The sequence below is a fragment of the Ferrimicrobium acidiphilum DSM 19497 genome (assembly GCF_000949255.1).
GTDB lineage: Bacteria > Actinomycetota > Acidimicrobiia > Acidimicrobiales > Acidimicrobiaceae > Ferrimicrobium > Ferrimicrobium acidiphilum.
The window spans coordinates 18,496-41,672 of the sequence record NZ_JXUW01000021.1; the positions used below are offsets into that span (position 1 = coordinate 18,496).

The 23,177-nt window shown below is 55.4% G+C and carries 16 protein-coding genes, 1 tRNA gene, 2 rRNA genes and 1 pseudogene; 13 read left to right on the top strand and 7 right to left on the bottom strand.

Going from position 1 to position 23,177, the window contains the following annotated elements; all coding sequences use genetic code 11:
* Nucleotides 1–86 precede the first annotated feature (86 nt).
* The 5 genes from FEAC_RS16110 (at nt 87) to FEAC_RS09945 (ending at nt 4,818) form a co-directional block, all read left to right on the top strand.
* Nucleotides 87–221 (top strand): hypothetical protein, encoded by a 135-nt coding sequence (locus FEAC_RS16110; protein ID WP_269078267.1) that lies wholly within the window; start codon nt 87–89, stop codon nt 219–221.
* A complete protein-coding gene (gene mftB / locus FEAC_RS09930) occupies nt 208–564 on the top strand; it encodes a mycofactocin biosynthesis chaperone MftB (protein ID WP_035391132.1) in 357 nt (118 codons plus the stop codon). The genes FEAC_RS16110 and mftB overlap by 14 nt, the downstream gene beginning before the upstream one ends.
* Before the next feature lie 2 nt (nt 565–566).
* Nucleotides 567–1,751: a mycofactocin radical SAM maturase gene (gene mftC / locus FEAC_RS09935; protein ID WP_052566191.1), complete on the top strand. Its 1,185-nt coding sequence runs from the start codon at nt 567–569 to the stop codon at nt 1,749–1,751.
* Between the two features lie 75 nt (nt 1,752–1,826).
* Nucleotides 1,827–3,512: a GGDEF domain-containing protein gene (locus FEAC_RS09940; RefSeq protein WP_035391130.1), complete on the top strand. Its 1,686-nt coding sequence runs from the start codon at nt 1,827–1,829 to the stop codon at nt 3,510–3,512.
* Nucleotides 3,513–3,558: 46 nt separating this feature from the next.
* Nucleotides 3,559–4,818 (top strand): aminotransferase family protein, encoded by a 1,260-nt coding sequence (locus tag FEAC_RS09945; RefSeq protein WP_035391129.1) that lies wholly within the window; start codon nt 3,559–3,561, stop codon nt 4,816–4,818.
* A 16-nt stretch (nt 4,819–4,834) separates the two neighbouring features.
* Here FEAC_RS09945 and FEAC_RS09950 read toward each other — a convergent pair whose 3' ends face one another.
* The gene (locus FEAC_RS09950) at nt 4,835–5,614 is read right to left on the bottom strand and encodes an SDR family oxidoreductase (protein ID WP_035391127.1); all 780 of its coding nucleotides are present in this window, start codon (nt 5,612–5,614) and stop codon (nt 4,835–4,837) included.
* Complete coding sequence (mftE, locus tag FEAC_RS09955) at nt 5,611–6,324, bottom strand: mycofactocin biosynthesis peptidyl-dipeptidase MftE (protein ID WP_035391125.1); 714 nt, start codon at nt 6,322–6,324, stop codon at nt 5,611–5,613. The genes FEAC_RS09950 and mftE overlap by 4 nt, the downstream gene beginning before the upstream one ends.
* Before the next feature lie 304 nt (nt 6,325–6,628).
* On the opposite strand from mftE, the gene FEAC_RS09960 reads away from it, so the two are divergent.
* The 5 genes from FEAC_RS09960 to FEAC_RS09980 all read left to right on the top strand — a co-directional run bounded on the left by FEAC_RS09960 (nt 6,629) and on the right by FEAC_RS09980 (nt 10,345).
* A complete protein-coding gene (locus FEAC_RS09960; RefSeq protein ID WP_052566192.1) occupies nt 6,629–7,144 on the top strand; it encodes a SixA phosphatase family protein in 516 nt (171 codons plus the stop codon).
* 47 nt (nt 7,145–7,191) lie between these two features.
* Nucleotides 7,192–8,565: an exodeoxyribonuclease VII large subunit gene (xseA, locus tag FEAC_RS09965; protein WP_035391123.1), complete on the top strand. Its 1,374-nt coding sequence runs from the start codon at nt 7,192–7,194 to the stop codon at nt 8,563–8,565.
* Nucleotides 8,562–8,816 carry a hypothetical protein gene (locus FEAC_RS09970; RefSeq protein WP_035391121.1) on the top strand — a complete coding sequence of 85 codons (255 nt, stop codon included), beginning with the start codon at nt 8,562–8,564 and terminating at the stop codon, nt 8,814–8,816. Before xseA ends, FEAC_RS09970 begins: the two co-directional genes overlap by 4 nt.
* A gap of 193 nt (nt 8,817–9,009) precedes the next feature.
* Nucleotides 9,010–9,081: transfer RNA gene (locus tag FEAC_RS09975), tRNA-Arg, on the top strand.
* Between the two features lie 262 nt (nt 9,082–9,343).
* The gene (locus FEAC_RS09980; RefSeq protein ID WP_035391118.1) at nt 9,344–10,345 is read left to right on the top strand and encodes an NAD-dependent epimerase/dehydratase family protein; all 1,002 of its coding nucleotides are present in this window, start codon (nt 9,344–9,346) and stop codon (nt 10,343–10,345) included.
* A gap of 96 nt (nt 10,346–10,441) precedes the next feature.
* Here the strand turns inward: FEAC_RS09980 and FEAC_RS09985 are convergent, their stop codons facing one another.
* From FEAC_RS09985 to FEAC_RS10005, 5 genes and pseudogenes are all read right to left on the bottom strand, one after another.
* Nucleotides 10,442–12,205, bottom strand: a complete 1,764-nt coding sequence (locus FEAC_RS09985) for an ABC-F family ATP-binding cassette domain-containing protein (protein WP_052566193.1) — start codon at nt 12,203–12,205, stop codon at nt 10,442–10,444.
* Nucleotides 12,206–12,295: 90 nt separating this feature from the next.
* Complete coding sequence (locus FEAC_RS09990; protein WP_052566194.1) at nt 12,296–13,777, bottom strand: APC family permease; 1,482 nt, start codon at nt 13,775–13,777, stop codon at nt 12,296–12,298.
* Between the two features lie 543 nt (nt 13,778–14,320).
* A complete protein-coding gene (locus FEAC_RS09995; protein ID WP_052566195.1) occupies nt 14,321–14,812 on the bottom strand; it encodes a hypothetical protein in 492 nt (163 codons plus the stop codon).
* Nucleotides 14,785–15,471: a hypothetical protein gene (locus FEAC_RS10000; RefSeq protein ID WP_052566196.1), complete on the bottom strand. Its 687-nt coding sequence runs from the start codon at nt 15,469–15,471 to the stop codon at nt 14,785–14,787. The genes FEAC_RS09995 and FEAC_RS10000 overlap by 28 nt, the downstream gene beginning before the upstream one ends.
* An 81-nt stretch (nt 15,472–15,552) precedes the next feature.
* Nucleotides 15,553–16,117: pseudogene (locus FEAC_RS10005) on the bottom strand (IS607 family transposase).
* 357 nt (nt 16,118–16,474) lie between these two features.
* On the opposite strand from FEAC_RS10005, the gene FEAC_RS10010 reads away from it, so the two are divergent.
* The 3 genes from FEAC_RS10010 (at nt 16,475) to FEAC_RS10020 (ending at nt 23,171) form a co-directional block, all read left to right on the top strand.
* Nucleotides 16,475–17,956, top strand: coding sequence for an MFS transporter (locus FEAC_RS10010; protein WP_236684637.1), 1,482 nt, complete (start codon nt 16,475–16,477; stop codon nt 17,954–17,956).
* Between the two features lie 478 nt (nt 17,957–18,434).
* A 16S ribosomal RNA gene (locus FEAC_RS10015) occupies nt 18,435–19,958 on the top strand.
* A 194-nt stretch (nt 19,959–20,152) separates the two neighbouring features.
* Nucleotides 20,153–23,171: ribosomal RNA gene (locus tag FEAC_RS10020) — 23S ribosomal RNA — on the top strand.
* Together the 16S and 23S rRNA genes form the textbook arrangement of a ribosomal RNA operon.
* Nucleotides 23,172–23,177: the final 6 nt, after the last annotated feature.

The window sequence follows — 23,177 nt, forward strand, 5'->3', positions numbered from 1 at the left end:
AGCTGCGTGAGCAGCCTAGGAAGCCCCGTCCGTAAGGGCGGGGAGGATGTCACGGTAGCCATGATTGTGCCCTAAACTAACTAGTCATGGGTGAGGAGAGCATTATCGGCGCCGCCCAGGATCAGGCTTGCGAGCACGATCCTGATTCGCAGATTCCTGTTGAGAGTCCGACTATCGCTATCGAGATTATCGATATTGATGGGATCTGTGGCGTCTACTAAGAAAAGAGTCGGAGATATAAGTGCGCCGACGCCTTGCCTCAGCGAGTTGCGACTGCGGTGGTCTGCTGACGTTCAGATTCGTCGCGAGCGTTTTGGAGCTGTAGCCTACCACAACAAGGTGCAACGCTTGATGCTGATACAGTCGGTGGTGGTGACACGGGTGGCCGATCTACTCCGCGGTAAGGAACCAGCCTGGCATGAGCTTGCTCCTCTTGGTTGCGACCGCGATGAACTCGAACAGCTGTTGATTCAGCTCTACAAGGAGGCGATAGTGGAGATCGTCGAGGAGGCAGATACTTTGATGGAGACATCTGTTCATCTGGCTGAGGATGTGCTTGGGTGAACATGTTGCGTGACTCCCTGATCGAGGGGTTGTCGTCACCGCTCTGCCTTACTTGGGAGCTCACGTGGGCCTGCAACCTCTCATGCCGGCATTGCCTTTCGGCATCTGGAGTGTCAGACCCTCGTGAACTCGACTTCGCTGCCTGTCAGAAGTTACTCGATGATCTCCACGATATGCAGGTGTTCTACCTGAATATCGGGGGTGGGGAGCCGATGATGCACCCGCAATTTTTCGATATTATCGAGTACGCGGACTCCTTGGGTATCGGGGTCAAGTTTTCGACAAATGGCACCCGTCTAACTAGATCGGCGGCTCAACGGATCGCAGCGTTGACTTACTGCAATGTTCAGGTATCTCTCGATGGAGCCACGGCAGAGGTCAATGATGCTATTCGGGGAGTAGGGAGTTTTGACCGTGCCTTATGGGCTCTAACGAACCTTGCTGAGGTGGGTGTCCAGGGCACCAAGATCTCCGTAGTAGTGACGAGGGGGTCGATCGATCAACTCGATGATTTACGTGCTCTTGCCGACCGATTCGGAGCACAGCTTCGTCTGACTCGCCTTCGACCCTCTGGTAGGGCCCAGGACTGCTATGAAGAGCTAGCTCTTACCGATGATGAGCAGCGAGTGTTGTATGACTACCTGATAGCTCATCCGGAGATTCAGACGGCCGATTCCTTTTTCCACCTAAACCCCCTTGGGGCTTCGCTTCCTGGCCTCAATTTTTGTGGTGCAGGGAGGGTCGTCTGCCTGATAGACCCTGTAGGCGATGTGTACGCATGCCCATTTACGATCCATCCCGACTTTCTTGCAGGGTCGGTACGCAGCGATCGATTCGCAGACATCTGGCGAGAGTCAGAACTCTTCCGAACGCTTCGTGCGCAACCGCCGGCGCTCGGTTGCCACGGATGTAACGCCTATGCACGTTGCCACGGTGGTTGTCTGGCGGCAAAATTCTTTACCGGACGTTCCTTAGAGGGAGCCGATCCTTCGTGTATCCGTTCGGTGAGCAACCCAGTAACCTTCACACCAACACGGAATACGACTGATCACACTCGCCGGATACGGAGAGGCAGAGCCGGACTCCAGGTTGCGGACGGCGACGCTACCCGGATAGGGCGGGCAGTTCCCAGTGACGACATCGGTGTTGGTCTGCGTGCTCAGAACACCTCCGTTGGTAGTGTCTGATGCTCGGACTAGTACGTTTGTAAGGTTCGACTTAAGCGAGGTGAGTATTCGCCCGATCCTACGTCGAGGGAATTGATGGATATGCATACAGTTACAGACGAGCTCTCGGATCTTGAGGGCAGGTTGCAGAAGGTGCTGAGTGTCGCTCGGGATCTAAGTGTATTCACCGATCGTAACGAACTCTTGCGTAAAATTACCCAAACGAATTCAGAGGTGCTCGGTTTTGGTGCAACCTCTATTGCAATATTGGACGGAGACGGTCGCTTTCGCGTGAAGGCGATGACCAGCCTTCGTGGCGATTTGACGATGGATGACTTCAATGATTACTCTATGCCCTTTGAAGAGCTGGAACGGTTATTGCGGGTCGCGAAGCCGATTGGCGACATCTACTGGGTCGATGGTTCGGAACCAATTCTTGCCGAGATGGAGGAACGTGGGTCGGTGATCGCGACTACTCCGACGGTCGAGTCAAGCCACTGGCATCCGCGTTCGTTGTTGATAGCTCCGCTCTATCGACCACCAGCGGAGGTATTCGGTGTCGTTTTCCCAGATGATCCTCTGGATGGTATGGTTCCGACCCTGGAGAGGGCGATGCTCATCGCGACACTGGCACACTTTGCCTCGCTTGCGATTCAGCTGCACGAGAACCGGAGCTATGCAGAGGCTCAGCTAAGGATTCTTACCGCTCAGCGTGAACGCTTGAGTGAGCTATTTCGAGCGAGCAACGACGTGCAGCGTGCGGGCCAGCTAGAAGAGATCCTTCAGATGACTGCAGATGCGGTAACCTCGGCGGGCGGTTTTCGCCGGTCTGCTATCTACCTGCGCAGCGATGACAACCTTGAGCTTCGTGTCACCTCCGGCATCGATACACGCGAACGCGCACGGCTCCATGAAAATGGTCCTATAGAGCTTGGACAGTTCGCTGAAATTATGCAACCACAGATGCGTCTGTCGCGTTCTTACCTCTTTGACCATCGTAAATATCCGCTCCCTGACCAGCTCGGCCAGCAGCTGTCGGTTCCAACTCGTAGCCCCGATGAACTGGATGTGGGCAACTGGGAACCACAGGACTCATTGACTATCCCAATTATCGAGTCCGGTCAACTGTTGGGTGTGATCTCTGCTGATGAGCCGATAGATGGTCGATTTCCAGACCTAGAACAAGTCCAAGCACTTGAGTTCTTCGCAGATCAGGCGGGAATCGCGGTTTCGCAGATGATGCAGTATGACCTTTTACGCGAGCTCGCCGAGACCGACCCATTGACTGGCCTCATGAACCGCCGAAGCTTCTGGTCGCTCGCCGAGCGACTCGTTGTCAACGCACGTGGCGGAGGTTTTCAGATGGCGGCGATGTTTATAGACTTAGATCACTTCAAGGCGGTGAACGATCAGTTTGGGCATTCAGCCGGCGATCTCGTGATCAAGGAGGCTGCGGCCAATATCCAGAATCGCCTTCGTACGCAGGACGTGGTGGCCAGATTCGGTGGCGAGGAGTTCGTGGTGTTCCTGACCGGTGTTGACCAGATTCAAGCGCTTAGTCTTGCTGAGTCGCTCCGCTTAGTTCTCGCATCGGTGTCGGTGCCGGACGTGGATAGCCATATAACCGCCTCTATTGGGGTTGCGGTGGCTGCTCCGGTCGTTCGCAGGTTCTCGCCACGGGGGCTCGTTGAGGAGTTACTGCGCCTCGCCGACTCTGCCCTATATGATGCCAAGGCACGCGGACGAAACCGGGTCCAGCTTGGTGGTGTTCTAGACTCCTAGAGGTCAAGCGCGCCCAAGGTGGGTGCAGGGTCAAAAAGGGGTACGTATGAGCAATTTTTGGCATCCGTTCGGACAGCTCTATCAGGCCAGCCACGACGCCGTCGTCTTCGATCACGGATCTGGTGTCTACGTTTTCGATGAGGATGGAAGGCGCTATCTCGATGGGACAGCAGCGTTGTGGTACGCCAACATTGGTCATGGCCGTACAGAGATTGCCGATGCCATAGCCGAGCAGGCGAAGAAGCTAGCGGGTTATTCAACCTTTGGTAACTTCTCGAATCGACCCGCCGAGGAGCTCGCGGCCTTTCTTTCTGAACGAGCGCCGATGCGCGATGCACAGATCTTCTTTGTGCAGGGTGGTGGAGATGCCGTTGAGACGGCGACCAAGCTCGCACGTCGATACCATTTCGAACTCGGACATCCGGAGCGGACCGCTATCATCTCACGGGTAAATGGTTACCATGGGACTTGGGGCTTCGGCACCTCTGTAGGAGGTATTGATGCCAACCGAGAGGGATTTGGCGCATTGGTGCCAGATACCTATCGCGTTCCCTACGACGATGTAGAGGCAGTTGAGGCAGAGATCGTTCGACTCGGCGAGGAGCAGGTAGCAGCGGTGATCGCTGAACCGGTTATCGGTGCGGGTGGTGTCTATCCACCACCTGCTGGGTACTTTGCATCACTTCGCGAGATCTGTGACCGACATGGAGTGCTCTTGATAGTTGACTCGGTGATCTGTGGTTTCGGGAGGGTGGGCAGCTGGTTTGGGGTTGAGCGATTCGAGATCTCGCCTGATCTGATCACCTTCGCTAAAGGGGTGACTAGTGGCTATCTCCCGCTCGGTGGAGTGGCCGTTGCTGGACATGTCGCAGCACCCTTCGCACGCCAAGATTCACCGGTCTTTCGCCATGGCCCTACCTATGGTGGTCATCCAACCTGTGCTGCTGCTGGCCTAACCAACTGTCGGTTGCTCGAGGGCGAGGGCATACTCGAGCGAGGCAGCCTGCTCGAGGGAGATCTGTTGGCGGCCCTGAGACCAGCGACGCGGTTCTCCTCCGTCTCTGAAGTCCGTGGTGGCGTTGGGCTGCTAGCGGCGGTCGAGGTCTCACCTCAGGTGCGTCGAGAGGATCCGAAGGCGGTCGACCGATTGGCTGTAACCGTCCGTCGTAATGGTTTGATCACACGTGTTCTTGGCCAGGGCTTGGCCTTCTCTCCACCGTTGGTAATCGAACCCTCGCAGATTCAGGAGATTGGCGATATCGTCATGGGTTCGCTGGAGGAGTGGGAGACCACAATCAACGTTTAGGTCCGGGGCGGACTGGCTAGCCGATGAAGCCGCGGTCGACTGGAATGATCGCTCCGTTGATGCCGCTGGCGGCGTCGGAGGCCAGGAAGGCGACGACGGCCGCTACGTCGGCTGGGGTGTTTAGAGTGGGATCGAGTTGCTGGGCAAGAAATTCATTGGCTGAGTTGAGTTGATAGACCTGGGCGGTGGCGGCGAGTAGGGCAGTGTCGGTCGAACCCGGGGCTACTATGTTGATCCGCACGCCCTTTGAGATCTCCTCACGGGCCAAGGCTGCAAGGAAGCCATGTACTGCATGTTTGGCTGCGCAGTAGTGTCCGAGTTGTGGGAGTCCCCGCACCCCCGCCGCCGAGGAGATTGCTATGAAGCTTCCACGGGTTTGTCTGAGTGATTCCATTGTCGCGCTCGCTAGATATGTAACTCCCCAATAGTCGACATCGAAGATCTCCTGAGCTTGTTCGCGATCGAGTTCGAGCGATGATGTTGATCCAGCCAGGACGCCAGCGCAGGCTACTACGAGTTGGATCGACCCCCAACGTCGTGTTAACTGTTGAACGTGACTGGTGAGTGCTTCAGAGTCTCGGACATCGCAAGCGATCGGATGAATATTGTGGTTAGAGATCGCAGCGAGATCATTGTTCGTGGAGAGCGAATAGGGCATGCTCGAGTCAGTGGGCACGTCGATCGCAACCACTTGGTAACCGGTGGAGGCTAGTGCCTGAACGCATGCTAGCCCGATTCCCCTCGCTCCTCCGGTAACGATTGCAAGTGGTGATCTCTCTTGAGCGCTGTCAGTCACGTGTTGACCTGGTCAAAGGTGCGAACGAGGTCGGCGGCTAGGGCGGCGAGGATGGCGAGCCCCTCTTCGCGGTTCGCTCCACTTGGATCACCCAGCACTCCAGTAGTGCTCACTCCTCGGATTCCGTCTGTGGCGAGGATGGCACCCACTGGCGAGAGTGGTCCGTTATACCCTGAGACGGCCTGGGAAAGCCTCACTAGGTCTGGGCGCAGAGCGAGCATCACGGAGGTTTCGGTACGACCCGCGTGCGCATCCGGTTCCCAGAGGCCTCTAGCATCAGCGGGTAGTTCCCAGTTGGCGGCGGCCTCAATGAGAACATGAGTCCTCGGCACCCAGAAGGGTGTGCTCGCTTCAAGAAAGGCAGCCAGATTGCCCCCATGGGCGCTTACCAGCAGCGTGCGTGGTCGAATGCTCAAGTGGCTGGTTATCGCCTTGAGCATGGCTGATAGAAGATTACTACCCATAGAGAGAGTTCCCTGGAAGGAGGTATGCTCGTCGGATGCGGAGATCGGAATCTGTGGTGCTAGCACCAGCTGCTCCCCGCGCAGACGTACGAGTTCATCCACTAGGGCTGCAGTGATATGGGAGTCGGTACCTATCGGGAGATGTGGACCATGTTGTTCGACGGATCCGACGGGTATGACCAGCACTCGTTCGTGAATTAGCTCCTCAAACTCAGGTCGTGTCAGGTCTGCAATCGTGAACGTCATCCGCGCCCCCCTTGCTATCGAGAGTAGACGTCGATCGCGCGCTCCCGGCTGTATTCGAACAACGGTGGAGAAGATTTAGGTTTGCGAGAAGATGCAGGCACAAGCAACAGGGAGTCGTCTAGCAAGAGAAGTAGCTGATATATTTGCTATAAGGAATATGTCAAAGTTTTGTATTCCAACTGAGCTAGCATAGGTTCAGAGACCACGGTGCGGTTGGCACCAAAGTCAAAAGCTTAGCGTGATTGGTCCCAGGGATGAGGTGCCGGTTGCGTGGTGGTGCCGGTCTAATGACAGGGAGGTTTTCGTGACGGTCATTCTACTACGACATGCAAAGGCGCGGGCCACAGCTGGGTATGGTGATGATCTCGCCAGAACGTTAGACAACGAAGGTCTTGCTCAGGCGCAGGTGTTGGCTGAGGTGGTTGGGGGCGTACTCGCTCGCGAGACGCCGATCAGGATCGTCGCGAGTCCCGCCTTACGTTGTCAAGCTACCGTCGGTCCGCTAGCTATGAGGTTTGGCATCGAGTCCTTTGAGGACCCACGACTTCTGGAGATGGCCCCGGATGACGAGCTCAGCGAACTGGCAAACGTTGCACAGACTGCGGTTGGGGCTTTGGTGTTGTGTGGCCATGCACCAGCGCTCAGCCGCCTCGCACAGATCATGACCGCCTCGCAAGGAGTTGTTGTGCCGGCAGTTGAACTAGCGCTTGGGATTGCATCCTTTGCATCCTTCGAGTTTCGAGAGGACTCCGGCCGCCGACTAGTCGCGTTGAGTCGTTACCCGGCGAGTGATTACCAACGAGTCCGCATCGTTGGTTAGCCGCCGCTGCCTATATCAGCTAGCTCGGTGCACTAGGATCAACAGCTGTGATAGCTGATCCCGCTCCTGTCTTCTCGGTGGCGAACCTTTGGGAGATGATCGAAGGTAGCCTTGAGCCGTTGATGACCAGTCGCTTCCGACTGAGAGGGACGATCCAAGACGTAGCAGTTCGTCGACATCTGTACTGCTTTCTTGCTGATCGAACGCTGGCCACCCAGGTAGCGAAGGTGAATACTGTGATTTTCGCCGCCGACCTTGCTCGTATCCGCTCGGAGCTGCTTAGTCGAGGATTGGGCGAGCTAGAGAGTGATGTTGAGGTGGTAGCTGTCGGGCGCTTGAGCACGTATCGCCCAGCCGGCAGGGTAAGTTTCGTCGTCGAGCAGCTTGACTACGATGAGATGCGTCGGCTCGGTAGGCTCGATGTAGAGCGGTTACGAGCCGCTCTGATAGAAGAGGGTCTTTTTGGGGCCAATAAGGATCGTCCTCTGGCCGCCGTTCCTCTGCGGATTGCGGTTGTTACCTCAGAGGCGGGCACGGTTCAGCATGACTTTACCCGTGTCCTAGCGCGGAGTGGATATAGGTTCTCCTGGCAACTGTATTCGACTCGAGTAACTGGTACGCAGGCGGCTGACGAGTTGGCCGCGATGGTGAAGCGTGCCGATGCCGATGGTCACGATCTGATCGTCCTCCTCCGCGGAGGTGGATCGGAGAGCGAGCTAGCTCTCTTCAATACTGAGGCGGTAGTTCGTTCGGTTGTGAACGCTAAGACGCCGGTCTGGTGTGCCATCGGGCATGCCGCAGATGATGTGTTGGTAAATGAAGTTGCCCACCGAGCGCTTGATGTTCCACAGAGCGTGGCGACTGCATTGGTCGAACGGGTTGAGGATTATCTGCTTGGCCTTGAGCACACACTCGGTCGAGCTGTTGAGCTTATCGCTGCGAGGTTGCGTGATGAACAGGCTCACCGGCGTGGCATGGCTGCACGTGTGATAGGTTCATGCCATGCTGGCCTGACACAGTTAAGGGTTGGGCAGGCCGAGCAGTGGGCGAGTTTGGTTCGACTTGCCGAGGGTAGGTGCCGTGGTGACGGGGAAGAGGTACGTAGGTTGTCGCAAAGTTTGCGCTCCAACGTTCGGCTGCGTTTGGCCCACGAGCTACCACGTCTTTTGGATCAGGGTGAGTTGGCGAAGGCACTGCAACGGCGACTCGAGAGCGAGGCTAGCGATGTTGGGCGAGCACGAGTCTGGCTTGAAACTTATGACCCCAGGAAACAGCTGCAATTGGGCTATGCCATAGTGCAGGGGCGCAGCGGCCGATGGCTTACCACCATTTCAGATGTGATGGACGAGCGGTTGGTGACGGTTCTTATGAGAGACGGTTCTGCAAAGGTGAGACTGGAAGAGGGTGAGGTTCAAACGTGAGCGAGGTTGATTGGTTTCATATTGACGACGAGGATTTTCTGCGAGAGTTGGCGAGTGCCAGCTTTGAGGAGCTTCGAGATGAGAGTCAAACCGTGATCGACCGACTGGCCAGCAGGGAGTTTGGTCTAGATGAGTTGTCGATCGTGGTTCGTCGTGTTCGCGCTATGCTCGATGACTGCGATCGCAGGATTAAGGCAGTGGAGTTTGAGATCGCTGAGCTCGATAGCTCGGGATCGGAGCCATCTCGCTAGTCCAGAATTGGCATAACGGCGACTGCGATCGTAGTCGGTTTGCTGGGTGTATCTGATAACTTTTATCTCGGCCACCCTTGGATGCAACAAGACGTGGAGGTCTACTCCGAACACGGGCTATTTAGACCACGGAGGATGTTGTGGCCAATCGATCTCGGATGTTGCCAGTAGCCAGACTAAGCTGGGCGCCAAAGCCCCCGTAGCTCAGGGGATAGAGCAGTGGTTTCCTAAACCATGTGCGCAGGTTCGAATCCTGCCGGGGGCACGGATATGGCGGTTCGCGCGATTTGTCTTAGCTGGCTTTCTAGAGCTGTTGTAGGGAAGGTTTTAGATGATCAACCTACTAAATTTCGACTAATTGCGAATCCGAGTCAGCCCTTCCGGTGGCCAACCATCGACTCGCCCTAGTTCTGTCCCTGTGGATAGGGCAGAACACTCAAAGGCGGCTGGAGAGCGAAGACAAAAGAGGTGCATAAAAATGTATATGTACTTTGGAGCGGCAAGTATGCACTCGCTAGGCTCGGTTCATGAGAATTCTTGTGATTGGCGGAACCCAGTTCATTGGTAGACATGTAGTGGCTGAACTCTTGGCCCGCGGAGATGAGGTCACCCTCTTCCACCGTGGTCGCACAAACCCGAGTTTGTTTCCCGAGGTGAGCCATATCCTTGGTGATAGAAACAGTGATCTATCTGGTTTGGCTAATGGCGACTGGGATGCGACTATCGACACCTCGGCCTACTTCCCTCGCCAAGTCAAGCTGCTCGCAGAGCATCTCGGAGTGCGTGGAGGGACGTACGTGCATGTATCGTCGGTATCGGCATATGCTAGCCCGATCGAGGCTGGGTATACAGAGGATGCACCTTTGCAGACGTTGTCAGATCCGACGATTGAAGAGGTTACCGGTCAGACCTATGGCGGACTCAAGGCGCTCTGTGAGCTTGAGGCTCAACGAAGTTTTCGACACGTTCCTGTAGCCATAGTCCGACCAACCTATGTGGTTGGCCCCTATGACCATACTCAGCGCTTCACGTGGTGGATCGAGATGATAGCTAGAGGCGGAATCTTTTTGGCGCCTGGACCAAAGGAGAATCCGTTCCAGGTCATTGACGTTCGTGATCTGGCGGACTTCATGGTCACGCTCGCACACGCTCAGACCGCGGGAACCTACCATACCGTGAGCCCACCCTCTGGCATAACCTTCGCTGAATTCTTGGAGCTGGTCAAGGCAGTCGTGGGTCCGAGTGACCTAAACCTCGAGTGGGTTGAGCCATCGTTGCTAAGAGAGGTTGGTGTTAACGAATCTGTCTTCCCACTCTGGGCAGGAGATGATCCTGATCGCAATGTCGGCGCTGCTAACCCGGAGAGGGCCTACGCCGCCGGGCTCGCACCCCGGCCGCTAAGAGACACGATAGAGGATACCCATGCTTGGGCTATGGCTGATGGGTTTGATCCACTCCAAGTTCCAGGTTTTGGGTTAAGTCAAGAACAAGTGAGCGATTTACTTGCCCGTATTGGAGAGACTGCGTAACTCGGTTTTGCTGTTGATGGGGCCTTCTTTGTCTATTGATGTCACATTTTGTATGCGGCGACGAGAGAGCTGAAGACGGGATTAATAATCGGTATCTCATGAGTGTGAGTTCTGGTCGTGCTCGGTTGTGAGCGTGAGCCACTCGTCTTCGGCACTCTCGAGCTCTGCTTGGCAGTGGGCGAGCTCGATTCCGAGCTTGGTGAGCGCTTCGTGGTCGGTCACGCCCTCGAAGGCTAGTGTGAGTCGGTTGCGTTCGTGGGTCAGTCTGTCGATAGTTGCCTCGAGTTTTTGTAGTCGGAAACGGACCGTACTCGCCGATCTCTTCCGTGCTGGAGTAGCTCGCGCCTGTGGTGCCGATTGCCGGTTGGATGGACCTGAGGTGAGTGGGCCAGAGTCCCGGTTGGGCCGCGTGCTCGCCATTGCTATCCAGGCGGTGAGACCACCTGGAATCGATTTTACTTCTCGATCTGCGCATATCAGGATACGGTCGGTAACGCGATCGAGGAATGTGCGATCGTGACTTACCGTTACCAATGCGCCCGGCCAGTCCTCGAGGTAATCTTCGAGCGCGCGCATGGTGTCTAGGTCGAGATCGTTCGTAGGTTCGTCTAGAAGGAGGACGTTTGGTCGTGCAGCCAGGACGGTCAGTAGTTGTAGACGTCGACGTTCCCCACCAGATAGAGTCCCAACCGTTGCCCAGGGGAGCTCGCCGGTGAACCAGAAGCGCTCCATCAAGCGGATGTCAGAGGGATCCCCGGCTATACGATGAGGGCCAGCCACTACATCACGAACTCGTGCCGTTGGATCCAGATCAGGGCCATGCTGGGCGTAGTAACCGATTCTGGTGGTCGTACCGGAGTCAACGCTACCTGATGTTGGTGGTCTCAGGCCGGCCAGAATCTCGAGGAGTGTGGTTTTGCCTGCGCCGTTGGGTCCCACAATTCCCAAGCGTTCACGTGGATCAAGACTTAAGGTCACGTTGCTAAATGTTGGAAGCTGACTCTTCGGAAATCGGAAGCCTACTTCCTGAAGCTCTATTACCTTGCTTCCTAGACGAGGAGTGTCAAAACCGAGATCGATAGCACCAACGCGAGCCGCCTGTTGGGGTCGGGTTTCAATGAGTTGTTTAGCGGCGTCAATTCTCGCCTGCGGCTTGCGGGTGCGGGCCTTCGCCCCTCGTCTGAGCCATGCGAGCTCACGACGGGCAAGGTTGCGGCGTATCGAGTCTTGTGTCTCGGCCTGGACTTCACGTTCGATACCGGCCGCGAGATAGGCGGCATAGCCACCATTATGCAGATACGCTTGGCCGCGATCGAGTTCGAGCATCCTGTTGGTCACTCGGTCGAGGAGGTAGCGATCGTGGCTCACGAGGACGACTGCTCCAGGAAAGCGCGCGAGCCAGGCCTCAAGCCAGGTTACCGCGGCCAGATCGAGGTGATTGGTTGGTTCATCGAGGATCAATAGATCTCCCGGTTTACTGAGTACACGCGCAAGCGCTACTCGCTTTACCTGACCCCCCGAGAGCTCAGAGATTTTCATATCGATCGATGTCATCATCCCTAGTCGATCGAGAATGGCCTCACTTTCCCAGCCGGTCCCAACCAGCTCGCGTACGCTTGCATCCGGGAGATTGTCCTGCTGATCGAGGAGGTTGATGACGACGCCTTTACCTCTGCGGACCTCGCCGGCTTCGGGAGATTGCGTCCCGGCGAGGACCCGCAGCAGGGTAGATTTGCCTGTGCCATTGATTCCAACCACTCCAAGTCGATCTCCATCCGAGATGGTGATCGAGAGGTTTGAAAATAGAACCCTATCGGATCGACTCACAGCGATATTGGCGGCATCAACAAGAATGGTCACGACATCCACCGTAGGGGATATGGAGCTGCTGATGGTTCGCCGTGTATGCCGACGTTTAAAACGGTGATGGTTTTCTTAGGAACTTGGCTGCTAGCCATTCATGCCGGTGCTGCTTGAACCTGCCTCGGGGAGTGGTTGTTCTGAGTCGGCGTTGTTGCCATCGAATATGTAACTGCGTTTCACCCGTCGCAATGTGACCAACACGAAGAGCACCCCGGCGAGCAGGAGCACAACTAGCGTTTGATCGATTCCGACTCCGATCGCTCTGGGGCCGTAGATGAAGAATGCCACCAGGAGTGCGCCCATGATACTCCCGGAGAAGATTGCGCCTATCAGCAACCACCGATGTTGGTGGGGTTGAAATTGGACGTCAGGAAGCTTTTTATGTCCAACTGTCAAAAAGATGACCGCTGTTAGTATGTCAAAGAAAAACTCCGCAAGCAGGAAAAAGCCAGCTGCGGAGAGCACGAGGTTGAAAAAACTACCCAGGGAAGATACGAACAACTGCACCGCCACGACTACCAACGTAAGACTAAGAACCGCAAGCGTGGCGATGTGGGGGACGTGGCGTTTACTCAGCTTGCCGAACGCCTGTGGAATGAGCTGCTCGCGCCCCATTGAATAGAGGGCTCTAGTCAGGATATAGGTGGTAAGCCAGAGTCCTCCGGCTGTTGAGGCGAGAATCGGCACAAGGATTACCCAGTGTGCGGACGGTAGTACTCGCTGAGCCCAGAGGGCAAGAGGATCGGCGTCGCTGTGCGATGCCAGCAGCTTCATTGGAGTCTCTGAGAAGATCAGCGGATACAGGATTGCATAAAACACCAGGGCGAGGAAGGCACCGACGATCCCGCTGATGCCAGGGTCTTGACGTGGCTTCTCTGACTCTTCGGCGGCGTAGGAGTCGATCTCCCAGCCGTCCAAAATGGTAGCTGCGACGACGGCGACAACCAACATGCCGCCAACGGGGAGCGTTCCGAAGTGTATCCCGACTGAAGTCGCATGGAGTCGAGAGAGGCCGAGAATCCCAAAGCCTATCAGTGATACCATCTCGAGGGCGAAGAAGGCCTTGGTGATCTGGGCTGTTGGCTTGGAGCCAAGGAGCAATGGAACTGCTGCGAATGCGACCCAAAATATGGTTACCAGAATGGTTACGATGTTGCTTGGGTGGTAATGAGGAGCTACCAGCGCGAGCGTATACGTCGCTGCTGGGATGGCGATCGGTGGAATTGAGAAAAAGTAGGCCAGAATCAGGATCCATGCTTGGTACTGCGATACCCTGCGACCCATCACGCGAGATGACCAATGGTAGGAGGCCCCTGAGTTAGGGAAATGTCGATTGAGGAGCCTGAATACGAACGATGCGATGATGAATGGGATCGCTAAGATGGCGATCGCTGGTAACGCCCACCAACCTGCATCGGCGGCCATAACGCCACCGGTGGCTGCCACCGAAAACACGGGGCCAATGCTCGATATTGATAGTGGGAACAGGTCAAGCAAGCTAAAGACTTGGCGCATCTTACGTGGTTGTTCCTGCGCTGGTGTTGGCTGCGGAGTTAGTTGGTCGCTCATGCGTTCACTTTCTGCTACCTGTGCTTGCTGTTCATGGGTGACGTTTCAACACTAATTGCGAACTGTTTGCAACATACTGCTATTCCGCTCCGAAATACATTTACATTCATATGCACCTCTTTTGTCTTCACTCTCCAGCCGCCTTTGAGTGTTCTGCCCTATCCACAGGGACAGAACTAGGGCGAGTCGATGGTTGTCCACCTCCCACGTCCAACTTGGGTTGTCGTGGTTCGCTTGGGGTCTCAGCCGTTGAGCGGTAGCTCCGTTTTCAAGACACGTATCTCGGACGCCGTTGCCGGTGGTCCCCAAAGGGACGATACGTGCTCCAACTCGGCTTTCCATTTGCGCGTAGGAACCTCTCATCAAGGATCTTCTTCACTTCCCTATAGGGAGTGAACCGGTTGATCTGGCGATCTTCGATCCTTGACGCGATGTTCATGGCAGCTACGTGATCCACATCGCCCTGCCAGTTGCACTCCCAATAGGGATTGCGACAGTGAAACACATCCCCGTGTCGGTTGTCACTATGGACATACCCACACGCTAGACCTTACCTTGCAGGTGAGAGAGGTCTTCGATGATGATCTCTCTTGGCCGTTGTGATGGAAGTTGGGGAACTCGTTTCTTAGCTCTGGTCCGGTTCCCTTCCCCGTAGACCACCTCCTTGATTGTGGCACCAGAGATCGTCTGTAGTTGTGCCTTTGTGCGCCGGAGTCGAGCCTGCTGCTTCTTTGTACCCAGGTTGTTGCGTGCGATGTGCTTGGTTCGCCTAGAGCCAGCATCTCTCTTTGACAGTGCGTGAAGCTTATTTCTCGCCTTGCCGGTCTTGTTCCGGCGCTCGGCCATAGACCTAAGTGCTCGGCCATACTCGTTGCCGTGATGGACTCCCGAGCTATCAGTACAGACCTCGGTGATCCCCCAGTCAAGAGCCACGGCGGGGCCGGTTGCCCTGGGTAGGCGTGCAACGTCGTAGATTACGTGGATGAAGGCTCGCTTGTGTTCTTCGTCTAGTACAACCCTGATATTGCCCGACACCCGAGAGATCCCAGACAGAGGTAGCGAGATGCGCTTGTTGCGGGTTGAGCTAATGACTTTGACATAGCGTCTGGTTTTGCCTGTTCGAGTATCATTGTCGACCACCGAGTACAAGCTAGAGTCCAAAGACATAGAGCGAGCCTTGACGACCGTTGGCCAACTACTACCAAGCGCATCACGAATGACACGGCCCTTGACACACGGTGTAGGTACGCAGCTATCTTTACTCTCGCGTCGAGAGAGGTAGTTACCGTAGAGATCTCTGGCACGCCACCACCCATGATCTGCCCAATGGCCGAGTATCGGGCGAGACAGGCGTAGGCATAATGCCTCTCGTTCTCGTCTGTGAATCGCCGCCATGTCTTTGCTTTGATGTCAGCACGGGCAAAACAGGACTCGATGTGGCGAATGCAGGTATCCACGGCATCAAAGGCGGCTTGGTCTATCAGATGAACGTTGATGCCCTCTGGGTATAGCCCTCGTGCCTTGGCGTAGTCGCGGAAGCTCTTGCTTCGATCTAGTAGTCCCCACAGGCTGGCTTGGCGCAGATGAGCCACAAAGACGCGCTTTGCGTCGCTATAGTGCCCGATCACCAAGCACAGCTCCCCATACTTGCCCCTGTTGAGTGGCAACGTGGCCAGGCGTACCGTGCGCTTCATGGGAATCTAACCATAGGATGAGGCTCTGACATCGAAGGTTCTGACATCGAAGGCTCTGGCATCGAAAGTTCAGACATCGGGTCATGGGCTTACCTCTTTGGCTATCTCTTGAAGCCGTTCCATAACCTGTCTGTTCTTATGGCTGCGCGAGCCATAGAGTCTGGCCGAGAATACAGTCACAATCTCAATGACATCATTTGCAAGATCCTCTTCAAAGGTCGAGTCCTCACTAGCGTTGATAATGATTACCTCAGTGCTCACACAGGGAGAACACCAGTTACGATCCAAACCGGAGCAGTCTGTCCTTATGACTGAGCACCAGTCGTCCAACCTCGCCAGAACAGATCCGAGATACGAGCGCCTTTAGTCCTCGTTTGTGATGGTTGAGTCCTGACCCTAGATCAGAGATGACCTCGTAGGTCCACCCGTTCACAGCACAGTAGCTCTCCAAGAGAGCTACCTGGCGCACTAGGTCGTCTTTTTGACCGTTGGTTGATACGCGAGCATAAGCAATGGTGGTCCTGGTAGATGGAGCCTTATGAGGCGCAATGGCACGAAGTTTAGCCAGGTCATAACGCCTTCTACCTCCCTGAGTGTGCACAGGAGGATCAATACGTCCCTCTGTTTCCCATCTCCGTAGCGTCATGGGGTGAACTTAGAGTTCCTGTGCTGCTACCACAATGGGGACCAACCTCGTCATATAGACGTACAGTAAACAACACTCAAGAGTGCTTAGCTTAGAGATAGCAGTGGCGTGCCCGAGTGATTTGATTCTTTGCCCTCCTAGTTGCAGCGGCACTGAGACCGGAGGAGCAAGCAGTAGTTCTTCTGATGGGGATTAGACCGCCTTAACGGGGTAGACCGTCAAATGTTTGAGTTGTGCGGTGGGGGGAAGATAGCTGGTGTCTGCTGGACGTTCATAGTTGCAAGGGAAGAGATATGCGCGTCAAAGGGTTGCTTAATCTAATCTGTAGTCGACCGCGTTCGTGAAATGAGGGAATTTATGGTTGAGGCTGCGCGAGCGAGAGCGCCCCACAGCGGACTCGCGTTGTTGGTGATCGTCATCGGAGTGCTGATTACCGCGGTAGATACCACCATTGTCGTCTTGGCCCTGCCTGAGATACAGCGCAGCCTGCATATTGGAATCAGCTCGATCATTTGGGTGATCATCGGTTATCTGTTGGTGATTACCTTGCTTGCCACCCAGCTTGGACGATTGGGCGACATGTTTGGTCGCGTTCGGATGTATGAACTTGGGTTCTTGGTGTTCATCGTTGGCTCGCTGTTGTGCGCGTTGGCTTGGAATGAAGCCTCTATCATCGGCTTTCGACTGCTTCAGGGCGTAGGAGGGGCGCTGGTAGCCGCTAACTCCGGCGCGGTCATAGCAGACACCTTTCCTCCCGAACAGCGAGGTAAGGCCTATGGTTACAATGCTATTGGTTGGAACATTGGCGCGGTACTTGGGGTCCTGCTTGGTGGTTTGATCGTTACCTATTTCTCTTGGAGGTGGATCTTCTGGATTAACGTCCCGATTGGATTGGTGGCGTTAGCGGTCGCCATCAAGGTGCTTCGTGATCATGGTGAACGCGAGAAGAGACGGCTCGACTATCTCGGTACCACCACCCTTGGGCTCGGACTCTTTGGTATCCTATGGGGGCTCACGAAGTTGACTAGTGAATCTTTGAACGCCTCAATCATTGAGTTTGTGATCGCCGGCGTGATCCTCCTTGGCGTCTTTGCCCTCGTCGAGCAGCGTCAAAAAGAGCCGATGTTGAATCTGTCGCTCTTTCGGGTTCCTACCATGTCCCCGACCCTGCTCGCCTCTCTGTTTCAGGGGTTGGCAAGCTTTTCGGTGCTATATCTCTTGCTGATGTACCTACAAGGGGTTCGAGGATACTCACCTTTGCATGCATCGCTTTTGCTGCTTCCCGGCTATGTGGTCGGTGGGGTGGTCGGTCCCATCGGTGGACGGTTAGCCGATCGCTATGGGGCTGTTTGGCCCGCTACCGTGGGCCTAGTGCTCCAGATGGTCGCTCTCGTCATCTACGCCCAGCTTGGGACTGGATCGGCAATTTGGATCCTGTCTGGAGCCTACGTGATCGGGGCGGTTGGCTCTGGAGGGTTCTATCCGGCTAACAATGCTGCCGTCATGAAGGCGGCGCCAGCTGGTAGCTTTGGCATAGCCTCCGGCATGCTTCGTACTTTCGCTAATATCGGAATGGTCTTCTCCTTTGCCGCTGCAATCGTTGTTGCTTCGGGGACCATCTCGAAGAGACAGGCATTCGCTATTTTCGTCGGCACCTCTAAGTTGAGTGCCCACATCGGTACCGAATTCACCTCCGGGATTCATAATGCCTTCTACCTCTCCGTCGTGCTTATGGCGATCGCAGCAATGTTCTCGGCGACCAACCTGAAACACCACTTCAGCGGTAAAAAAACAAATTCTTCAAATTTCCCCCCCAAAACCGTCACCCCCTCCCCCTAGAGCACACTAGATTTATCTATCCCATGTGGTTGTCATCTCTACCAAGAGAGAAGCAATCACCTCTGGCAACGAGGAACTGGTAGCTAAAAGCTGGTAATACAGCCAAAGAGCCAGTACCTCGCAAACGACACACCACAGTCGATGATTCCTTCTGGAATCAGAAGGCTGCGCTCGTTCGAAGAAGGTGACTCTTAAGGAGTCACCAACCAAGGGCAAGCTGGTGTGGCACATTGAAAACTGAAGAGGGAAGACATGCCAGTGCGGGTATGAGAGGAAACCCTAGGTCGACCTCGATCGTTGCTGAGCAATCAGCAAGGACTCGAGAGTGACGATCTAGTACCTCGTCAACCTAACACTTTGAGATACAACAATCCAGCTCGGATTAACTCGTCTCTTGTCCATACGGTATCTAGACCAGAGCCATCACCGCGAAAGCAGTAAGGCTCCTAGAGTATCGCCAACCAAGAGACATTCGTTTATGACGGAGAGTTTGATCCTGGCTCAGGACGAACGCTGGCGGCGTGCTTAACACATGCAAGTCGAACGGGGTATCAGGGTAGTAATACCCGAAGTACCTAGTGGCGAACGGGTGCGTAACACGTGAGCAACCTACCCCAGAGCTTGGAATAACACCGGGAAACCGGTGCTAATACCGAATACTCTCATTCGGCCGCATGACTGAATGAGGAAAGATTTATCACTCTGGGACGGGCTCGCGGCCTATCAGCTTGTTGGTGAGGTAACGGCTCACCAAGGCTACGACGGGTAGCTGGTCTGAGAGGACGATCAGCCACACTGGGACTGAGACACGGCCCAGACTCCTACGGGAGGCAGCAGTGGGGAATATTGCGCAATGGGCGAAAGCCTGACGCAGCAACGCCGCGTGGAGGATGAAGGCTTTCGGGTTGTAAACTCCTTTCAGCAGGGACGAAACTGACGGTACCTGCAGAAGAAGCCCCGGCTAACTACGTGCCAGCAGCCGCGGTGAGACGTAGGGGGCAAGCGTTGTCCGGATTTATTGGGCGTAAAGAGCTCGTAGGCGGCTTGGCAAGTCGGATGTGAAATCTCCAGGCTTAACCTGGAGTCGCCATCCGATACTGCTATGGCTAGAGTCCGGTAGAGGATCGTGGAATTCCTGGTGTAGCGGTGAAATGCGCAGATATCAGGAGGAACACCAACGGCGAAGGCAGCGATCTGGGCCGGTACTGACGCTGAGGAGCGAAAGCGTGGGGAGCGAACAGGATTAGATACCCTGGTAGTCCACGCCCTAAACGTTGGGCACTAGGTGTGGGGCCTATTTCGACGGGTTCCGTGCCGTAGCTAACGCATTAAGTGCCCCGCCTGGGGAGTACGGTCGCAAGGCTAAAACTCAAAGGAATTGACGGGGGCCCGCACAAGCGGCGGAGCATGCGGCTTAATTCGATGCAACGCGAAAAACCTCACCTGGGTTTGACATGTAGGGAAAAGCTGCAGAGATGCAGTGTCCTTTTAGGGCCCTTCACAGGTGGTGCATGGCTGTCGTCAGCTCGTGTCGTGAGATGTTGGGTTAAGTCCCGCAACGAGCGCAACCCTTGCCCTATGTTGCCAGCGGATAATGCCGGGGACTCGTAGGGGACTGCCGGAGTTAATTCGGAGGAAGGTGGGGACGACGTCAAGTCATCATGCCCCTTACATCCAGGGCTGCACGCATGCTACAATGGCCGGTACAAAGGGTCGCCAACCCGCGAGGGGGAGCCAATCCCATAAAGCCGGTCTCAGTTCGGATCGCAGTCTGCAACTCGACTGCGTGAAGTCGGAGTCGCTAGTAATCCCGAATCAGCACGTCGGGGTGAATACGTTCCCGGGCCTTGTACACACCGCCCGTCACACCACGAAAGTCGGCAACACCCGAAGCCGGTGGCCCAACCAGTAATGGAGGGAGCCGTCGAAGGTGGGGTCGGTGATTGGGGTGAAGTCGTAACAAGGTAGCCGTACCGGAAGGTGCGGCTGGATCACCTCCTTTCTAAGGAGCACACGCCAACCCATCTAACACAGCTACACACTTAGCGCTACGCAAGTAGAACTAGTTAAGTAGTTGTCGCAGATGGTGAGGCTGTCTCAAAGAAAGTGTCGAAGCCTGGCATCCCTCTTCAGCTACAATGCGTTTGTTATGCATCTTGAGAATGAAAGAGCGAGCACGAGTAATCAACATAAGTACTCCAAGTTATTAAGAGCCAACGGTGGATGCCTTGGCGCCTGAAGCCGATGAAGGACGTAGGCGACTGCGATAAGCCATGGGGAGCTGTCTACCAAGCTTCGATCCATGGATCTCCGAATGGGGAAACCCGACATCAGTTAATGCGATGTCACCCCTGCCTGAATATATAGGGCAGGAGGAGGGAACAAGGGGAATTGAAACATCTCAGTACCCTTTAGGAAAGGAAAACAACAGTGACTCCCCAAGTAGCGGCGAGCGAAAAGGGAAGAGCCTAAACCGAACCGGTGTGATTAGCCTGGCGGCGTTGCCGGTTCGGGGTAGTGGGAGTGATCATCTAGGTTCGCCAGAGCCTAGGAGGAGTTACAAAGTTGGCTGGTTAGTCAAAGCAGTCTGGAAAGCTGCGCCACAGAGGGTAATGGCCCCGTAGACGAAAACCTCCAACCTCCTTCGATCACCACCCAAGTAGCGCGGGATCTGGGAAAGCCCGTGTGAATCTGCGAGGACCACCTCGTAAGGCTAAGTACTCCTCAGGCGACCGATAGTGAACTAGTACCGTGAGGGAAAGGTGAAAAGTACCCCGAGAGGGGAGTGAAATAGAACCTGAAACCGTTGGTTTACAAGCAGTCAAAGCAGACATGTTCTGCGATGGCGTGCCTTTTGAAGAATGAGCCAGCGAGTTACCGTGGGTGGCAAGGTTAACCTATGTATGGGGGAGCCGAAGCGAAAGCGAGTCTGAATAGGGCGTATGAGTTGCCTGCGGTAGACCCGAAGCCGGGTGATCTATCCATGGGCAGGCTGAAGCGGGAGTAAGACCCCGTGAAGGGCCGAACCCACTCTGGTTGAAAACAGAGGGGATGACCTGTGGATAGGGGTGAAAGGCCAATCAAACCCGGTGATAGCTGGTTCTCCCCGAAATGTATTTAGGTACAGCGTCAGATGTTCAGCATCGGAGGTAGAGCACTGAATGGGCTATGGGGCCCCACAGGCTTACTGATCCCAATCAAACTCCGAATGCCGATGCTCTAGAGTCTGGCAGTGAGACCATGGGGGATGAGCTTCATGGTCGAGAGGGAAACAGCCCAGACCGCCAGCTAAGGTCCCTAAGTTCTGACTAAGTGGAAAACGATGTGAAACCGCAAAAACAGCCAGGAGGTTGGCTCAGAAGCAGCCACCCTTTAAAGAGTGCGTAATAGCTCACTGGTCGAGTGGTTTTGCGCGGACAATGTAACGGGGCTAAGTCAGACACCGAAGCTGCGGATGTGGAGCTGGATTTATCCAGTGTCCATATGGTAGGGGAGCGTCGGGCATGCATTGAAGCGGTCAGCGTAAGCGGCCGTGGAGCGTGTCCGAGTGAGAATGCTGGCATGAGTAGCGAGAGAGGGGTGAGAAACCCCTCCGCCGAAAGCCTAAGGGTTCCTGGGCAAGGCTAATCCGCCCAGGGTAAGTCGGGAGCTAAGGCGAGGCCGAGAGGCGTAGTCGATGCACAACCGGTTCATATTCCGGTACCGCTAATACCACGTTTGAGTGATGGAGGGACGCAGGAGGGTAGATGATCCCAGGCGTTGGTTGTCCTGGGGAAAGCGTGTAGGGCGAGGGCCAGGTAAATCCGGACCTCATATAAGCCTGAGACGTGATTCCGAACCGCTTTTAGGTGAAGTCATTAATCCCATGCTGCCGAGAAAAGCTTCTAGCGAGTGGTAAGAGCGCCCGTACCCCAAACCGACACAGGTAGGCAGGTAGAGAATACCAAGGCGATCGGGAGAACTGTGGTTAAGGAACTCGGCAAATTACTTCCGTAACTTCGGGATAAGGAAGGCCCAGTTAGGGTGAGAAGGACTTGCTCCTTTGATGCCCGAGTGGGTCGCAGAGAATCGGGGGAAGCGACTGTTTACTAAAAACACAGGAGCGTGCTAAGTCGCTAAGACGACGTATACGCTCTGACGCCTGCCCGGTGCCGGAAGGTTACGGGGAGAGGTTAGCCCTTTAGGGCGAAGCTTTGAACCTAAGCCCCGGTAAACGGCCGCCGTAACTATAACGGTGCTAAGGTAGCGAAATTCCTTGTCGGGTAAGTTCCGACCCGCACGAATGGCGTAACGACTTCCCCACTGTCTCAACCACAGACCCGGCGAAATTGAAGTACGAGTAAAGATGCTCGTTAGCTGCATCAGGACGGAAAGACCCCGTGGACCTTTACTGTAGCTTGATGTTGAGTTTTGGTTCCGATTGTGTAGGATAGGTGGGAGCCTATGAACGGGTGGCGCTAGCTGCCCGGGAGGCGTCCTTGAAATACCACCCTGTCGGTGCCGGAGCTCTAACCATGGTCCGTGAATCCGGATCGGGAACAGCGTCAGGTGGGCAGTTTGACTGGGGCGGTCGCCTCCTAAAGAGTAACGGAGGCGCCCAAAGGTTCCCTCAGACTGGTTGGCAATCAGTCGTTAGAGTGCAATGGCAAAAGGGAGCTTGACTGCGAGACCCACAAGTCGAGCAGGTGCGAAAGCAGGGCATAGTGATCCGGCGGTAGCGTGTGGAAGCGCCGTCGCTCAACGGATAAAAGGTACCCCGGGGATAACAGGCTCATCTTGCCCAAGAGTCCATATCGACGGCAAGGTTTGGCACCTCGATGTCGGCTCGTCGCATCCTGGGGCTGAAGTAGGTCCCAAGGGTTGGGCTGTTCGCCCATTAAAGCGGTACGCGAGCTGGGTTTAGAACGTCGTGAGACAGTTCGGTCCCTATCCGATGCAGCCGTAGGAAACCTGAGAAAGGCTGTCCCTAGTACGAGAGGACCGGGACGGACGTAGCTCTCGTGTGCCAGTTGTCCTGCCAAGGGCACGGCTGGTTAGCGACCTACGGAAGGGATAAGCGCTGAAAGCATATAAGCGCGAAGCTCTTTTCAAGATGAGGTTTCCCACAGGGTTAACCTGGTAAGGCCCGTGAGAGACGATCACGTTGATAGGCCGGAGGTGTAAGCACAGTAATGTGTTCAGCCGACCGGTACTAATCGGCCGAGGGCTTGGAGTTACCCGT

Excerpts from the sequence above, each read along its gene's own strand:
- FEAC_RS09980 (WP_035391118.1), top strand. The coding sequence starts at position 9,344 with ATGAGAATTCTTGTGATTGGCGGAACCCAGTTCATTGGTAGACATGTA.
- FEAC_RS09945 (WP_035391129.1), top strand. The coding sequence starts at position 3,559 with ATGAGCAATTTTTGGCATCCGTTCGGACAGCTCTATCAGGCCAGCCAC.
- FEAC_RS09940 (WP_035391130.1), top strand. The coding sequence starts at position 1,827 with ATGGATATGCATACAGTTACAGACGAGCTCTCGGATCTTGAGGGCAGG.
- FEAC_RS10000 (WP_052566196.1), bottom strand. The coding sequence starts at position 15,471 with ATGAAGCGCACGGTACGCCTGGCCACGTTGCCACTCAACAGGGGCAAG.
- mftC (WP_052566191.1), top strand. The coding sequence starts at position 567 with ATGTTGCGTGACTCCCTGATCGAGGGGTTGTCGTCACCGCTCTGCCTT.
- FEAC_RS09990 (WP_052566194.1), bottom strand. The coding sequence starts at position 13,777 with ATGAGCGACCAACTAACTCCGCAGCCAACACCAGCGCAGGAACAACCA.
- mftE (WP_035391125.1), bottom strand. The coding sequence starts at position 6,324 with ATGACGTTCACGATTGCAGACCTGACACGACCTGAGTTTGAGGAGCTA.
- FEAC_RS16110 (WP_269078267.1), top strand. The coding sequence starts at position 87 with ATGGGTGAGGAGAGCATTATCGGCGCCGCCCAGGATCAGGCTTGCGAG.
- FEAC_RS10010 (WP_236684637.1), top strand. The coding sequence starts at position 16,475 with ATGGTTGAGGCTGCGCGAGCGAGAGCGCCCCACAGCGGACTCGCGTTG.